The 15924-nt window shown below is 51.5% G+C and carries 18 protein-coding genes; 12 read left to right on the forward strand and 6 right to left on the reverse strand.

The features are described from left to right. Nucleotides 1–143: 143 nt before the first annotated feature. Entirely contained in the window at nucleotides 144–806 is a 663-nt protein-coding gene (locus HAV38_RS14990; RefSeq protein WP_168056191.1) for a hypothetical protein, read from the reverse strand. A gap of 402 nt (nucleotides 807–1208) precedes the next feature. Between HAV38_RS14990 and HAV38_RS14995 the strand changes: the two genes are divergently transcribed. The 10 genes from HAV38_RS14995 (at nucleotide 1209) to HAV38_RS15040 (ending at nucleotide 7813) form a co-directional block, all read left to right on the forward strand. Beyond that, the gene (locus HAV38_RS14995; protein ID WP_168056192.1) at nucleotides 1209–1397 is read left to right on the forward strand and encodes a hypothetical protein; all 189 of its coding nucleotides are present in this window, start codon (nucleotides 1209–1211) and stop codon (nucleotides 1395–1397) included. Between the two features lie 12 nt (nucleotides 1398–1409). Next, nucleotides 1410–1724 (forward strand): hypothetical protein, encoded by a 315-nt coding sequence (locus HAV38_RS15000; RefSeq protein WP_168056193.1) that lies wholly within the window; start codon nucleotides 1410–1412, stop codon nucleotides 1722–1724. Beyond that, a complete protein-coding gene (locus tag HAV38_RS15005; protein ID WP_168056194.1) occupies nucleotides 1712–2494 on the forward strand; it encodes a spermidine synthase in 783 nt (260 codons plus the stop codon). The genes HAV38_RS15000 and HAV38_RS15005 overlap by 13 nt, the downstream gene beginning before the upstream one ends. Further along, a complete protein-coding gene (locus HAV38_RS15010; RefSeq protein WP_168056195.1) occupies nucleotides 2473–2910 on the forward strand; it encodes a hypothetical protein in 438 nt (145 codons plus the stop codon). Before HAV38_RS15005 ends, HAV38_RS15010 begins: the two co-directional genes overlap by 22 nt. Nucleotides 2911–3156: 246 nt before the next feature. Next, nucleotides 3157–3939 (forward strand): IclR family transcriptional regulator, encoded by a 783-nt coding sequence (locus tag HAV38_RS15015; RefSeq protein ID WP_168056196.1) that lies wholly within the window; start codon nucleotides 3157–3159, stop codon nucleotides 3937–3939. 23 nt (nucleotides 3940–3962) lie between these two features. Next, nucleotides 3963–4712 carry a transporter substrate-binding domain-containing protein gene (locus tag HAV38_RS15020; protein ID WP_168056197.1) on the forward strand — a complete coding sequence of 250 codons (750 nt, stop codon included), beginning with the start codon at nucleotides 3963–3965 and terminating at the stop codon, nucleotides 4710–4712. 56 nt (nucleotides 4713–4768) lie between these two features. Then, nucleotides 4769–5434: an amino acid ABC transporter permease gene (locus HAV38_RS15025; protein ID WP_168056198.1), complete on the forward strand. Its 666-nt coding sequence runs from the start codon at nucleotides 4769–4771 to the stop codon at nucleotides 5432–5434. Beyond that, complete coding sequence (locus tag HAV38_RS15030) at nucleotides 5434–6207, forward strand: amino acid ABC transporter ATP-binding protein (RefSeq protein WP_168056199.1); 774 nt, start codon at nucleotides 5434–5436, stop codon at nucleotides 6205–6207. Before HAV38_RS15025 ends, HAV38_RS15030 begins: the two co-directional genes overlap by 1 nt. Continuing rightward, on the forward strand, nucleotides 6207–7139 hold the full coding sequence (gene hutG, locus HAV38_RS15035) for a formimidoylglutamase (RefSeq protein WP_168056466.1): 933 nt from the start codon (nucleotides 6207–6209) through the stop codon (nucleotides 7137–7139). Before HAV38_RS15030 ends, hutG begins: the two co-directional genes overlap by 1 nt. A 131-nt stretch (nucleotides 7140–7270) precedes the next feature. After that, nucleotides 7271–7813, forward strand: a complete 543-nt coding sequence (locus tag HAV38_RS15040) for a HutD/Ves family protein (protein WP_168056200.1) — start codon at nucleotides 7271–7273, stop codon at nucleotides 7811–7813. A gap of 40 nt (nucleotides 7814–7853) precedes the next feature. Here the strand turns inward: HAV38_RS15040 and mnmE are convergent, their stop codons facing one another. From mnmE to rpmH, 5 genes are all read right to left on the reverse strand, one after another. Then, entirely contained in the window at nucleotides 7854–9251 is a 1398-nt protein-coding gene (gene mnmE, locus HAV38_RS15045; protein WP_168056201.1) for a tRNA uridine-5-carboxymethylaminomethyl(34) synthesis GTPase MnmE, read from the reverse strand. Between the two features lie 131 nt (nucleotides 9252–9382). After that, nucleotides 9383–11086, reverse strand: coding sequence for a membrane protein insertase YidC (gene yidC, locus HAV38_RS15050; protein WP_168056202.1), 1704 nt, complete (start codon nucleotides 11084–11086; stop codon nucleotides 9383–9385). Nucleotides 11087–11113: 27 nt separating this feature from the next. Beyond that, the gene (gene yidD / locus HAV38_RS15055; protein WP_168056203.1) at nucleotides 11114–11395 is read right to left on the reverse strand and encodes a membrane protein insertion efficiency factor YidD; all 282 of its coding nucleotides are present in this window, start codon (nucleotides 11393–11395) and stop codon (nucleotides 11114–11116) included. A 133-nt stretch (nucleotides 11396–11528) separates the two neighbouring features. Further along, on the reverse strand, nucleotides 11529–11942 hold the full coding sequence (locus tag HAV38_RS15060; RefSeq protein WP_375791665.1) for a ribonuclease P protein component: 414 nt from the start codon (nucleotides 11940–11942) through the stop codon (nucleotides 11529–11531). Between the two features lie 49 nt (nucleotides 11943–11991). Further along, nucleotides 11992–12126 (reverse strand): 50S ribosomal protein L34, encoded by a 135-nt coding sequence (gene rpmH, locus HAV38_RS15065; protein ID WP_061535510.1) that lies wholly within the window; start codon nucleotides 12124–12126, stop codon nucleotides 11992–11994. A gap of 629 nt (nucleotides 12127–12755) precedes the next feature. Here rpmH and dnaA point away from each other — a divergent pair. Together dnaA and dnaN are read left to right on the forward strand one after the other, a co-directional pair. Beyond that, a complete protein-coding gene (dnaA, locus tag HAV38_RS15070) occupies nucleotides 12756–14192 on the forward strand; it encodes a chromosomal replication initiator protein DnaA (RefSeq protein WP_168056204.1) in 1437 nt (478 codons plus the stop codon). 420 nt (nucleotides 14193–14612) lie between these two features. Beyond that, nucleotides 14613–15719: a DNA polymerase III subunit beta gene (dnaN, locus tag HAV38_RS15075; RefSeq protein ID WP_168056205.1), complete on the forward strand. Its 1107-nt coding sequence runs from the start codon at nucleotides 14613–14615 to the stop codon at nucleotides 15717–15719. Nucleotides 15720–15924 lie beyond the last annotated feature (205 nt).

Consider the following 15924-nt stretch of genomic DNA (forward strand, 5'->3'; position numbering starts at 1 on the left):
CATGACGCGGGCCGTGCATCCGGATCATCGCATCGGAAATGAGCCGCAGAACAACCAGCCAACAGCGAGCACACCATTAACATAGTCAACATCGCCTTCATAAGCAGTTCGCCCCGGCAGGTGAAATTTTAACGTTTGGATAATTAGTCTAAGCGCCGACATTGACGCATTTCGCATTTGAATAGCGCTTGTTGTCCATTTTGACACGAAGTCTGGTACGTCTCAACTCCCGTAGTTTTGGCGATTAAGCGTGCCGCTGAAGTTGGCTGGCAGCCACTTTGTCGCGCTAACTGTTCTACTTGAACGGTTAACTCCCCGGTGACCGCAGGCGCTTGAGGCGCTGGGTCGGCCAGTGGCACCGTTATGACTTCTTCCGAAGGGCTGAGTGAATCTTTCAGGGACACCGGGCCGGTGCTTGCCATGGAACCTAGCTCGGCCTTGATCCCTGCCACAATATTGCGGATTTGATCCGGGCCGCTGATCAGGCCCATGGAGCGCTTCCTATTTTGGATGTCTATTGTATAAGACGATGCATTGCGGTTGGCAGGCGATATGACGACGGTGATAACTTCTGAGCTCGTCACCATGCCGGCGCTGGTTTCGGCAAGAATGCGGCCTTGTGCCTTGTTGGTGTCCCTGATCGTCAGGTTACGCGAGATGGTCCTGATTGCCGCAGTCCAGACGTCATCGTAAGAGCGTGCCTGGACTTTAAAAATCATGTTACCGGTGTCTGGCTGCCACTCATCCCGGGTAGCACATCCAGCCAAGAGCAATACTGCAAAACACGTTGCAAGAAGTTTTTTCATTTTCTGCCTTAATAAGTCAGTTATTCTGCAATGACGCATTGATGTCATTGATAGGAATTCGGATCGATCTCAAAATTTATGGTGTTTCCGTAGGATAACATTGTGCTTGGATAGCGTTCGGTACACGATTTTACACGGGTAAAATTTAGCGAACATCCAGACTAATGCGAGCTGATAACGCTAGCGCACTACATTCTATTGCTCCCGAGTGCAATTGAATTAGAGAAAATATGTTGCTATGTGGCACACTCGATTTTTCGATCCGCTATCCGTTGTGCGTCCCGCTGCATCTTCCATTGACTGCGGCGAGCGCTAACTTCCACTGCGACTATATTTTATAAGGAAACATAATTATCCATAACCGGCAACTTGAGGGTGCGTCTTTCGCGCTGGATGGGTTTGATGTTTTTTACCTCCGGCGCTGCAGCACTGGTGTATCAGGTACTTTTTGCCAAAGAACTAACCCTGGTGTTCGGCAGCACTGCCGCGGCGGCATTTACGGTGTTGGCAACTTTTCTGGGCGGCATGGCGATTGGATCGTTGATCGGCGGCACCGTTGCCGCACGCGTGACGCGGCCGGTTTTTGTGTAAGCGATGGTGGAGTTGGCAATCGGGGCATATTGCGTCGCAACGCCGACGCTTTTTACATTGATTCAATCGGTGTATGTAACGCTTGCAGCCAATCTGTCACCAGCTGCACCGGGTTTGCTGGTGCTACGCGTGGCACTAGGAGCCAGCGTATTGCTAGTCCCGACTATATTAATGGGCATTACGCTGCCGTTGATAGCCCAGGCGCTAAATCCATTCAGTGATCGTTTAGGCAAGGCTATCGCATGGCTGTACGCCTGCAATACGGGCGGCGCAGCGTTAGGTGCCTTAGTAACCAGTTATTTGGCTTCGTTTTATTGCCATGGATAGGCGGTCTGGCGGCGAGCAAGATCGTGGCCGGATGCGCATTATTCATCGCGGCGACGGTTATCGCGTCCGTTGCCTCCCGCGCGACCCGCTGGCGTCTGGGCGCAGGGTTGGTCGTTAGCGCAGCATGTGTAATTTTCAGCCCTAAGCAGCCGGATTACGACACCCTGAGCAAAGGCGCGAGTGTGTACTTCAAGGCCCAAAACTGGGGCACCGTGATTGATCATGCTGAAAGCATTGATGGCGGTCTCACCATGGTAACGCGTAGAGAAAACCAGAATGGCGTCGTGACCACGCTCTTGACCAACGGAAAATTTCAGGGAAACGATGCCAAAAATGGCGAAGTGCAGGCGCAGATTGGCTTTGCCGCATTGCCGCTATTGCACCAAAATATCCGAGAAAATGCCCTTGTTATCGGTTACGGCACGGGTGCTACCAGTCGGGTTTTACATGATGCAGGATTTGCGCATATCGATATCGCCGAACTCAGCCGCGATGTCGTGGCAATGGCCAATACCTATTTCTCGGATATCAATGACGGTGTGTCCCATCTGCCGCGTGTGCAGACCCACATCACCGATGGCCGCAACCTGTTACTGCTGACGCCGAGGAAGTATGACTTGATCAGTATTGAGATTACGTCCATCTGGTTCGCCGGTGCGGCATCGCTCTACAATCAGGAGTTCTACCAACTGGCACGATCAAGATTACAGCCCACGGCGTATTGCAGCAATGGGTTCAGATGCATCACATGGCGACCTCCGATTTGTTAACCATTATTGCCACACTCCGTGCCGAATTTGCTTATGTGTCGTTATACGTCGTGGGCGGGCAGGGCATCTTGATCGCCACCAACGATGCGGCACGGGCGCACGCCTCGCCCGCGCTCATGTCTGCACTCGACACATCGGTAGACATGCAGGCGGTGCACGCGTTAGCTGGGCGAAATTTTACCGAGATCGCCGCTGACCTGTTGTTGTCGCCAGCGCAAATAGACCGGTTGTTGCAACGTTTTGGCGCTAATGGTCGGCAATGGATTTCTACCGATAACAACTTGAAGCTGGAGTACAACACGCCAAAGGCCAATGCCAATTCGCAGGATCGATCCTCGGAAATTAATCTCAAGGTTTTGCGTGCGGCGCAAAAAGAGGGATCGATTAATGTCGAACAATCAGCGCAGAACGACTGAAAAGGAAGGAATTAACGCGAGGGGACAAGGACAGAAGGACCAACAACGCATCCGCGCAACGGGTTAAAAATCACCTGCTGACTCATGCTCCGGTTCCCCGCCTTGCTGCCGCCGATTTTGGCTGATTACTTTTACAAAGCAGGTTAAAGCGCGCTTTGCATCAAATATTCTAAAAAATAGCAACATCACTCCCGAATTTCGAGAATTATATTTTGCAGTATGAGAAATATGGTGAATGATTAGCGCATGAACGAGAAATCAACTGAAGCACCTGAGAATTCCCTTCCCGCGGTCGACCTGAAAGCAACGCCCAATAGTGAGCGCCCATTGTTGGTGCTCTCAGTCATCGCGCGGCACGGAAAGCCGATAACGGCAAAAGAGCTGAAAGAGGCGACAAATTTACCTCAAAGTACGCTTTACCGACTTTTGCTCCCCTTAAAAAAATGGGGACTGGTACAGGAACAGGACAACCGATATGCGCCCGGTCCACTCAGCGTGCAACTCGCGTGGGGCTTTGATCACACCTCTTATCTCGTCACCAATGCACGTGCCGAAATGGAGAGACTGGTGACGCGATGTGGCGAAAGCGTGGGATTAATGGTCGCCGTTAACAATCGGGTGATGTGTCTGGATATGGTAGAAAGCCAGCAACCCCTGCGCTGTTCATTTTCTAAAGGACGCTCCCAACCGTTATTGCGCGGTGCTTCCGCAAAAGCGCTGCTGGCGCATTTGCCTCAGCCAATCGCTGATGGTGTGATTGCCGCTCAGCTATCCGCGCAGCCCAAGGAAGCGCAGCGCCTGCACGATGAATTATCGAGGATACGCATGCAAGGATATGCCGTAAGTGAAGGTGAGGTCGATCTGGGAGTGTGGGGTATCAGCGCACCCATTTTCAGCAAATCGGACCACATGGTCGGCGCTATTACATTGATGTCACCGGCCGTTAGAGCAGAGGATCGCCAACCGGAATTGGTCGACTCGACGGTGCAGGCTGCGATCGCCATTAGTGAACGCTTGAAATTATATTGAACAATATTTTCAGAGGAGAGAAAATGCATCATCGCCGTCTTTTTATCGGGCTATTGGTTGCAGTGAGTTGTGCCTTACCGATGCTGGCTAACGCTCAATCTGCCGATGTCATTCGGGTAGTCACCGATTCGACTTTCCCTCCTTTCGAATTTTTTAAGGACGGAAAAAGAACCGGGTTCGACATCGAATTGATGGAGACGCTAGGTAAAATAATGGGCAAAAAAATCGAATGGACCGACATCGATTTTAAAGGCTTGATTCCGGGGCTGATATCGAAACGGTTCGACGCGGCAGCCTCGGCGATTTATATCACCGATGAACGACGCAAAGTCGTCGATCTGACCGATCCGTATTATCCGGGCGGTCTGGTCATGGTGGTGAAAAGCAGTGATGCCAGCATCCAGAAAGCCGACGATATGAAAGGCAAGAAAGTGGCGGTCCAGGTCGGTACCAAATCGGTGAATTATCTCAAAGATTATTACCCGCAAATTCAGCGTGTAGAGGTCGAAAAAAATCAGGAAATGTTTAACCTGGTAGAAATCGGTCGCGCCGACGCGGCGGTGACGGGCAAGCCAGCCGCGCTTGAATATGTCAAAGTGCGGCCGACCCTGAAAGTAATCGCCAAGCCAGTCAGCGTCGAGTTATACGGTTTCGCGGTCCGCAAGGACATGCCCGAACTCACGCTGGCGTTGAATGCCGCATTGCAGAAGTCGAAGCTTGATGGCAGCTATGACAAACTGGTCAAAAAATGGCTCGATTCTTCTGCAAGATAACGTAAACAATCGTATTTAATATGCAAAAAAAATGATGCCGAATCAGGAGAAATACGTTGAGTCTTGACTTTGTACCTGTCCTCCAGGGATGGCCTGATCTGGCGCGTGGCGCGCTTATTACTGTCGAAATCACGGCAGTGTCACTGCTCATGGGATGCGTGCTTGGGTTATTGGTTGGGATGGGCCGACTTAACCCAAAAAAGCGCGTCCGTTACGGACTCTGTACGACCTACGTCACCGTTATTCGGGGGACGCCTTTGCTCGTGCAATTGTTCTTGCTGTTTTTTGGATTACCCGAACTCAACATCTTGTTACCCGCCTTTGTCTGCGGCATTTTGGGTCTGGGGATTTACTCCGGCGCGTATATTTCCGAAATTGTTCGCGGAGCGATTCAGTCGATTGAAAAGGGTCAGATGGAAGCCGCACGTTCGCTCGGCATGTCCTACGGGGCGGCCATGCGCACGATTATTTTGCCGCAAGCCATCGTGCGCATGATTCCACCTTTAGGTAATGAATTCATCGCATTGATTAAAAACTCTGCGCTGGTGTCGTTGTTGACCATCGCCGACCTGATGCACGAAGGCCAAAAAATTATCAGCATTTCGTATCGCTCGCTGGAAGTTTATCTGGCTATCGCTGTGGTGTATCTGGTGCTGACCAGCCTTACAAGCATGGCGTTGCAAAAAATTGAACGTCACTTGCGGGCCGGAGGAGCAGTCTAATGAAATCCATCATTAAATTAAATGATTTGGGCAAATCGTTCTCAGGTAATCGCGTTTTGCATGGCATTAATCTGGAGGTAAATCCATCAGAGGTGGTTGTCATCATCGGTCCCAGCGGCTCTGGTAAAAGCACCTTGCTGCGTTGCTGCAACGGTTTGGAAGTGGCAGAAGAAGGCAATATCGAAATCTGTGGCAAACCGCTTCTGACCAATGGGACCATGCTTGCGGATCACGAATTAAATCATCTCCGCGAACAGGTCGGCATGGTGTTTCAATCGTTTAATCTGTTCCCGCATTTATCGGTATTGGGCAACGTAACGGTCGGGCCACGCAAGATCCAAGGCGTGGATAAAGACAGCGCCGAATCTTTCGCCCGCGAGTTGCTGGCGAAAGTAGGGCTGGCGCACAAAGCAGACGCCATGCCCGCGACGCTTTCGGGCGGACAAAAGCAGCGGGTGGCGATTGCGCGTGCGTTGGCGATGAAGCCGCAAGTCATGTTGTTTGATGAGCCGACTTCTGCGCTCGACCCCGAACTGGTCGGCGAAGTGCTGCAGGTAATGAAAGCGCTTGCTACCGAAGGTATGACCATGCTGGTAGTAACGCATGAAATGGGGTTTGCCCGTGAAGTTGCGGATGTCGTCGTCGTCATGGATCACGGTCGCATCGTTGAATCCGGCCCTCCCGATCAAATCTTCGTCAATCCGCGTGAGGCCCGCACGCGCAGCTTCTTACAGGCGGTGCTGTCGCGCAATCAACAAAGTAACGGGGCATGATGGATCTCTCTATGTGGACTGGTCGGCAAGATGTTGACAGTGCCGGCGATACGCGCCGTCTGCACCAAGTGGTATTACCGTTCGATGCAGCGTCGCCGGGATGTCCGACGTTAATCGGGTTTGCCAGCGACGAAGGCGTGCGCCGTAATCATGGCCGCGTCGGCGCAGCGGAAGGGCCGGACGCGATCCGCCGCATGCTAGCGAATCTGCCCGCACATTCTATCTGGCGCTTGTACGACGCTGGAAATATCACTTGTACCGATGGCGCACTGGAGCAAGCGCAGCTGCGACTGGCAGAACGCGTCAAGCAAGTCCTCTCGCAACAGGCGTTCCCCATGGTGTTAGGCGGCGGCCATGAGGTCGCTTACGGCACCTTTCTCGGCATCGCGGGCCACTTGGGCGAGGCGATACGAACGGGGCAACTGCTGATTATTAATTTTGATGCGCATTTTGATTTGAGAGAAGCCGATCAGGGCAGTTCGGGTACGCCGTTTAAACAAATTGCTGAATGGTGTCATCAGGCCGGTATCAAGTTTAATTATCTCTGCTATGGCATTAGTCAATTAGGCAATACGCCTGCCCTCTTTGCGCGCGCAGAAGAACTCGGCGTGCACTTTAAACTGGATAGTGAAATCGCGCTTGGCAACATGGTTGAGATTGAGCGCGAGTTGGTAGAGCATCTGGCAACGGTGAGTAACGTTTATCTGACGATTGATTTAGACGTATTACCTGCCGAAAAGGCACCTGGCGTTTCCGCACCGGCGGCTTGCGGCATGCAATTAGAAAAGGTCGAACGCCTGATTCAGGTGATCAGAGATTCAGGAAAATTGATTGCCGCCGATATTGCAGAATGTAATCCAACCTATGATCGCGATGGCCTCACCGCAAAGGTGGCCGCGCGTCTGGTGCACACGATACTGCAAACCAGTTGAAATTTACATTGTTGCCTGATGTGTATTCTCGACCTTGGTCATTTTCATCGTCACCGTCATTGCGATTGGTTGGCGATAGCGACAACAAGACAAGATCCCCTCGCGTGATCCGAAAGTCAGCGCAGACGATAATGCGCTGGAAGAATGGCGGCGGCGTTACGCGGGAGGTTATTCGGTTTCCGCCGGATAGCAATCTTGATGACTTCGCATGGCGTATCAGCGTCGCCACCGTCAGAAATGCCGGCCGGTTTTCGACTTTCTCCGGCGTGGACCGGTCGCTGGCCCTGATCGAAGGCGGAGGGCTTTTGATCCGTCATAAGGATCGGCACTTCACCTTGACACCATCGATACCAGTGTTCGCATTTGCCGGTGAAGAACCGGTGGATTCGTTCCTGATCGCCGGACCTGTCACTGATTTTAACGTGATGACTCGACGACGCCAGTACGCGCATACAGTCAATCGTGTTGCGATTACCGGCGCGTTGCGCATTCCGCATTCCGGTCATACCTGCGTTGTGATGGTAGTCCGAGGCTTACCCTGCATCATGCTTCCGAATTTAACGCTCGCACGATTGGTCCCCGGCGACGCTGTCATGATAGCGTGCCTCGATCAGCAACTGACGCTTTACGCGATCGAGGCAGAAGTCATGGAGGTCCATATATTTGACGCCTGACGCCTGTCCCGCTACGCGGCATCATCATTTAAAAAGTTGATTATTTTCCGATACAAAACCGGGAAAATATCACACCTAGCAAGTCATCCGGCGTAAACACCCCTGTGATGCTATTCAACTTATCCTGCGCCAACCGTAACTCTTCCGCAAATAAATCCAGCGACTGATCACTGACTGTATTGTCCAAAGTGGCGTGCTCGGCAGCGTACTGTAAGTGCTCACGGGCTGCTTTAAGGGCGATCAGGTGGCGTTCGCGTGCCAGGTAGCGGGATTCACCGGTTTGCTGCCAGCCAGCGATGCGCAGTAGCTCAGTGCGCAGCAAATCTATGCCGAGATTATCGGTCGCCGAGATGTAGATGTGGGTCGCGTCGCCCATCAGGTCTACCGAGGGTCGGTGTCCGGATTCGTCGATTTTGTTCCATATGGCAATAACTGGGACGTTGTGGGGGAAGCGGGCGGCGATCTTTTCGTCTGCCAGCGCAGGACCATGATTGGCGTCCAGCATATGTAAAATCACATCCGCTTTTGCGACTGCCGCCCAGGTGCGCTCGATGCCGATGCGCTCGACTTCGTCGTTGGCGTCCTCGGCGTCCCGGATGCCGGCGGTATCGATAATATTGAGCGGTATACCTTCAAGTTGGATGGTTTCAGTTACCTTGTCGCGCGTGGTGCCGGCGATGGGCGTCACGATTGCTACATCCGATCCTGCCAATGCATTTAGTAGCGACGACTTGCCAACATTCGGTTGTCCGGCCAGGACAATATTGAGGCCGTCGCGCAGCAATGCACCTTGCGCCGCCTGACTAAAAACGTTATCCAGCGTGCTGCGGATTCTTTCCAGTTGACCGCGTGCGTCGGACTTTTCCAGAAAGTCGATTTCTTCCTCCGGGAAGTCGAGCGTCGCCTCCACCAGCATGCGCAAGTTAATGACTTGCTCGACCAGACTATGGATGACCTTGGAGAACGCGCCAGAGAGCGACTCGGACGCCGATTTAGCCGCAGCTTCGGTGGATGCCTCGATCAGATCGGCGACTGCTTCTGCCTGCGCCAGGTCCAGCTTATCGTTGAGGAAGGCACGCTGGGTGAACTCGCCCGGTTCTGCCAGGCGCAGCGAAATATCGTGACCGGCTTCCAGACAACGCGTCAGCAGCATTTGCAACACAACCGGACCGCCGTGACCTTGCAACTCCAGTACGTCTTCACCAGTGTACGAGTGCGGCCCCTTGAAATAGATCGCGAGGCCTTGGTCAATCAGACCGCCGTCAGCATTTTTGAAGGGCAAGTAAGTGGCGTGGCGCGGAACCAATGCGGCTTCATTGAGACCGCATACCGCTTGAATAACCGGGCCAAGATTTTTGCCCGAAATACGGACGACGCCTATGCCACCGCGGCCGGGCGCGGTAGCAATTGCAGCGATGGGGGAGGAATCAAATGACATTTAAGGATTTTACGTTTGATAGTTGATCAATTGCACGCAATAGTACATTTATGGAAACAAAAAAGCCCGTGAATCAAGATCCACGGGCTTTTTTACGACAGTCAGCAAATAGTTACTGTTAACTTTTACAGTTAGCTTTTGCTTTCCATGTTTTTAGTAATCACCCACTGCTGCGCGATAGATAGCACGTTGTTGGTGATCCAGTACAGGACCAGACCAGACGGGAAAAAGAAGAACATGACCGAGAAAATCAATGGCATGAACATCATGACCTTGGCTTGCATTGGATCAGGCGGTTTCGGATTCAGTTTGGTTTGGATGAACATAGAAATGGCCATCACAACCGGCAAAATGTAAAACGGATCAGGTGCTGCCAAATCATGGATCCAGCCTAGCCACGGCGCGTTACGCATTTCGACGCTGGCCAGCAAGACCCAATACAGTGAAATGAAGACCGGAATCTGAATCACGATAGGAAGACAACCGCCGAGAGGATTAATTTTTTCGGTTTTGTACAACTGCATCATTTCTTGATTCATTTTCTGCGGCTCGCCTTTATGACGCTCGCGAATCGCTGTCATTTTAGGCGTTACCTTCTTCATTTTTGCCATGCTGCGATAGCTCGCTGCCGACAAGGGGAAGAACAACAACTTGATCATGATCGTCAGCGCGATGATGGTCCAGCCCCAGTTACCAAGGACTTTATGGATTTTTGTCATTAACCAAAAGATCGGTTTGGCAATGATAGTTAACCAGCCATAGTCTTTTACCAGCTCAAGACCGGGGGCTGTTGCTTCAAGCACTGCCGACTCTTCAGGACCGGAAAACAGCCGGGAGTCCATCGTCACACTGGCGCCGGGAGCGATCGTACCTAAAGGCAGAACATTGCCGATGGCGTACAAATTGGTCGCCACTTTCTTGGTGAAAATTTCACGCGGTGCATTGTCCTGAGGAATAAACGCCGAGACGAAATAATGCTGCATGATCGCGAACCAGCCGTCGTTGGATTTGGTAGCGTGGTCTGCTTTGTTCTCTTCGATTTTCTCGAAAGCAAACTTCTGGAACTTGTTCGCTTCGGTAAATACTGCCGCACCGGTGAAGGTGTTGACGAAGCGCTGTTCGCCTTCTGGCTTGTTGCCGTCACGTACCAGTTGCAGATAGAGCGACGGTGTGACGGGCGCGGTGCCTTCGTTCGTGACCGTGTGTTTGACGTCAATCGCATAGTCGCCGCGTTTGAACGTGAAAGTCTTGGTCAGTTTGACGCCGCCCTGAGTTGACTCCAGCACCAGTTGAACCTGGTTGCCGTTATCCAGTGTCCGGGCCCCGGGCATAGCCACAAAGGTAGACTTATGGTTAGGGAAGTTGCCGCCGATCAGGCCGGTATCGGCTAGATAAGTGCGGGTAGGACTAGAGTCGAACAACACCAGATTTTTCGTTGGGTCAACTGTGTCGCGCTGGTTTAATAACTCCAGACGTTTTAACTGACCGCCAATTGTATCGATGTCGGCTTTGACGACATCGGTAGTGATGGTGATCGTTTCGCCTTTGGAAGCAACCGCTGTATCAACAGGTACCGCACTAGCCGGAGCTGCAGTGCCAGTGGCCCCAACCACGCCAGCAACTTGTGGTACATCGCTGCCAGTTGCACCGATAGCACCTGTATTACCTGTAGCTGAGGCAGCGCCAGAAGATCCGGCTGTACCAACAGCAGGCGCAGTCGGGTTCGCGCTTGGGAAAAACATTGACGCGTTGCCGTTATGTCGTTGCCAGTTATCCCAAAGGAATAGCAGCGACAGGGAAAATACAACCCACAGGACGGTACGTTTGATATCCATAAGAGTAGTTCTCTATGATTCAGGAATTCAGGAATGGCTGCAACCGCATGGTCGTTCAGCGGAAATTGCAGGGGGTTTTGCAGAGGAGGCAGACGGGGATGGTGGCACCGGATCAACTCCACCGGCATGCCACGGATGGCATTTTCCAAGGCGACAGACGGCCAGAATGCTGCCCTTTAAGGCACCATGTGACCTGATCGCTTCGGCAGCATAATCGGAGCAGCTAGGATAAAAACGACAGTTCTGACCCAAAAACGGGCTTATTCCTAATTTGTAACATCGCAACAGGAACAGTAAAGTCGCTTTCATGGTCGCTTCCGCATCTCTTTCGGCATCTTAATTTTGTTACTTTGGCGTTGAAGATGCGCAACACGTGCCCATCGTCCATCGTCATGGTCTATCGTCATCGCTTATCGTATTACAGCTTGCATAACACTTTGCATTACACCTTCGACACGACCACTTGTGAAGCGAACAATTTGATTAGTTCGCCGCGCAGTTCTCGCTTCAGACTGGCAGTCGTGGCAGGACCTGCTTTGGTGTTTACCGGTTTTGATAAACGCACAATGCAGTCGACGGGCGGCAAAGATGTCAGGCGAAACAATTCACGCGTAACCCGTTTGACGGTGTTACGCGTGACAGCCCGCGGTGCCAGTCGTTTTGCTGCAACCACGCCTAATCTCGCCTTGGCATCAGGCAAAGGGTTGAGGCGCGTGTACAAAACGAAATGGGCAGTCCGATAGACTGGGCGCAAACGAAAAACGGATGAAAATTCATCCGTTTTAACGATGCGTCGGTCACGGGGAAAGCCCACTATAGAACCCGGTGAAGGGCTCTCTGAACGGTCACCTGTCACGCAAGCTGCGCCGAGCGTATGTATTAAGCAAATGACTTAAACAAATGACTTAAGCTGCCAGACGCTTACGGCCTTTGGCGCGACGTGCGTTCAGCACAGCGCGACCGCCACGGGTTGCCATACGTGCGCGGAAGCCGTGTGTACGTTTACGACGGACGACGGATGGTTGGTAAGTACGTTTCATTATGGTCTCGCTAATCAGCAGAAATAAATAGGATCGTTCACACTTCGCGCGTTGCAAGCTGTTCGAGCCGGTCCGAACCGAATTACTGTGTCGAATTACTATGTTAACGCAGTGTCGGAGCAGTCAATTCAAGCAGTTAAGTTTGCAATCTCGCAATTCAACGTGCGGTGAACCTTGGATTAGAACGCATTTTCTGCTTGTTTGTCAATCACTTAGCGTAAATTCGATAGATAACTGTCTCAGCCGATAACTCGGAAAGTAAACGCCGCACCTGTGGATAACTTTCGTCACCAAGGGTAGAATAGCGTCTTGTTGTGGCATGCGCTCTCGTTAAAACGATCATTCAAGACCGTAAGGGCCTGAAGCCAGCCTGCGCTAGTCTCTATATGCGGTTAGCTTAGCTAGCCTCTGACGAGGCAAAAAGCGCCTAAGGAGTCCAGTTTTATTCACGTAAAGTTGGGTTCGCACAGCACAGGAGTCCCGAACTTGGTTGCTCAGTTATTTTAAGCCGGCACCTGGACCCCGTTCTTAAAAGGCGTTCACGATCCGAGAGGATGGTGAACAAATTCTAAAACGCCCGGCGGGGAGCGCATTGATCTTCCTTCCACATCCTTTCACTTAGACGATTCATGGAAAATTTCTGGCAAAGTTGCTCCGCTCAGTTGGAGCAGGAGTTGACGCCTCAACAATTTAGCGCGTGGATAAAACCGTTGTCCCCCATCGATTTTGAGGACGGGCGGTTACGTATTGCGGCACCTAATCGGTTTAAGCTCGATTGGGTTAAAACGCAATTCGCCAGCCGTATCACAGCGCTGGCGGCAGAATTCTGGGAGGCGCCGGTAGACGTTCAGTTTATGCTCGACCCGCGCACCAACGTCGCACGCAAGCCAAATGTTTCGACCATGCCGGTGGCGTTGGATCACCCGCACCCCAACTCCTCCCCATCGTTTCCGCAGAGTGGCCAAGGTGGGCATAGTGGCACCAATCACTTTGATCGCATGCCCGAAGCGCAGGCAGAGTCGAGTGCCGTCATCGCGCGTCGCGACCAGTCACGGATCAATACCGAGTTAAGTTTTGACAGTTTTGTTACCGGAAAAGCCAATCAACTGGCCCGCGCCGCAGCGATTCAAGTGGCCAATAACCCCGGGGTTTCCTACAATCCATTGTTCTTGTATGGTGGTGTTGGCTTGGGGAAGACCCATTTGATTCATGCCATTGGCAATCAGTTATTGGCCGACAATCCGTCTTCCAAGATTCGCTACATTCATGCTGAACAGTACGTTCGCGACGTAGTGACCGCTTACCAACGTAAGGGGTTTGACGATTTCAAGCGCTATTACCATTCGCTTGATTTATTGCTAATTGATGATATTCAATTCTTCGGCGGCAAGAGCCGCACGCAAGAAGAGTTCTTCTATGCGTTCGAAGCATTGATTGCGGCCAAGAAACAAATTATCATCACCAGCGATACTTATCCTAAAGAAATTACTGGCATGGATGATCGTCTGATTTCGCGCTTCGACTCCGGGCTCACGGTTGCGATAGAACCACCGGAACTAGAAATGCGGGTTGCGATTTTGCTTAAAAAAGCTGCCTCTGAAGGCGTCACCTTCTCCGATGATGTAGCGTTTTTTGTTGCAAAACATTTACGCTCTAACGTCCGTGAACTCGAAGGCGCGTTGCGTAAAATTTTGGCATATTCGCGTTTTCATGGCAAAGATATCACGATTGACATTGTCAAAGATGCACTGAAAGACCTGTTGTCAGTACAAAACCGCCAGATTTCGGTGGAGAATATCCAAAAGACGGTCGCCGATTTTTTCAATATCAAAGTCGCAGACATGTACTCCAAAAAGCGTCCTGCGAATATCGCAAGACCGCGGCAAATTGCGATGTATCTGGCTAAGGAGCTGACCCAGAAGAGCTTGCCAGAGATCGGCGAGTTGTTCGGAGGTAGAGATCACACGACGGTGCTGCATGCCGTGCGAAAAATTGCCGGTGACCGCACCAAAAACCCAGAATGTAACCACGAACTGCATGTGCTCGAGCAGACTTTAAAAGGTTAAGCGTTTTAAAGATACGGGCGAGGTACGGACGCGGTGACCGAGCAATCTCGCGTTTCTTCCGCGATGTGCGCAAAATGCCTTGCGGCCTGTGGATAACTGTTGAAACCATGTCTCCGCAGCGCTCATCGCAGTGTGGTTTTTTGGCAGTGTAAAATACGGAGCGCGTTGCGTGCAAGCAAAGAACCGCATCAGCGGCGCAGGTTATAAGTGCGAAAGTGGGACCAACTTGACGGAGTTGCGCGCTTCAAACTTAAAGCTGCGCAAATAAACGATCAGGAACGCATATTTGCCTATACATTTGTTACTGATGTCATTCTTAAGTAGCCGAATTAAGTTACATTTACAGGTTGGGTTTGAGACCAGCCAGAATGGTTAAAATGAAGCAATGTGTGTTGAAATTTTGATAATAAGGATATAGCTATGCAATTGGTCAAAACTAACCGAGATACTCTTCTCCGGCCACTGCAGATCGTGAGCGGTATTGTCGAGCGTCGGCACACATTGCCGATTCTGGCCAATATCCTCATTCGCAAGGACGGCGAGAAAGTCTCTTTTTTGTCTACCGACATCGAAGTGCAAATTACGACCAATGCCAACGTCGGCACCGGGTCCGAAGTGATCGCTACGACCGTCGCGGCACGTAAGCTCCTTGATATTCTGCGCGCATTGCCGGAATCTGGAGAAGTTTCGCTAACGTTAAGCAATAAGCGCATGACCGTGCAATCCGGTAAATCGCGTTTCGCGCTGCAAACCCTGGCTGCTGAAGAGTTTCCAACTGTTGCACAAGCGGAGCATTTCAACGCCACGGTTACACTGCCGCAAAAGACCCTGAAGCATTTGTTTAACATGGTCCACTTTTCGATGGCGCAACAGGACATCCGTTACTACCTTAACGGACTGCTACTAGTTTTGGACGGCAACAACGTGATCGCGGTTGCGACCGATGGACATCGTCTGGCATTTTGCCAGGTCGCTACCGAGCAAGAGTTTGCGCGTCAGGAAGTCATCATTCCGCGCAAAACCATCATCGAATTACAACGTTTGCTGGATGAAACCGACGATCCGGTGCAGTTAGAAATCGCCAATAGTCAGGTCAAACTGACCTTTGCCGATATCGAATTGATATCCAAGTTAGTCGAAGGCAAGTTCCCGGACTACACGCGTGTCGTGCCTAAGGGTTACAAGAACGATTTCACCATTGGTCGGGATCGTTTGCTACGCTCGTTGCAACGGGCTGCGATTATGACCAGTGACAAATTTAAGGGCGTCCGTTGGGTCGTTACGCCAGGCAGCCTCAAGATCAGCTCGACCAACGCCGATCAGGAAGAGGCGATCGAAGAGCTTGAAATCGACTACGGCGGCGACAGCGTTGATATCGGCTTCAACGTCACTTATCTGCTTGATGTACTCAACAACCTGAAAGGCGACAACGTCAATATCGCCCTCGGCGATGCCAATTCCTCGGCACTGATTACCGTACCAGAAAATGTTGACTTTAAATATGTCGTGATGCCGATGCGGATATAGATTTTTGTGTCATTTTTGATGACATCATGTAGCGTGATATCACATGATGTCACTCAAAACGACGCGAAATTGAACGAATCAATATCAGGCAGCAATCAGCAAATATTAAGTAATACCGAGCAATAATCGCGCAACATTCAAGCAACATCGAGTCGCCAGTAATGCATCGTGACGTAGGGGCTTCGGCCCCTTTGCCACATTTAAG

Source organism: Glaciimonas immobilis (assembly GCF_011947285.1).
In the GTDB taxonomy this organism is placed as follows: Bacteria; Pseudomonadota; Gammaproteobacteria; order Burkholderiales; family Burkholderiaceae_D; genus Glaciimonas; species Glaciimonas immobilis.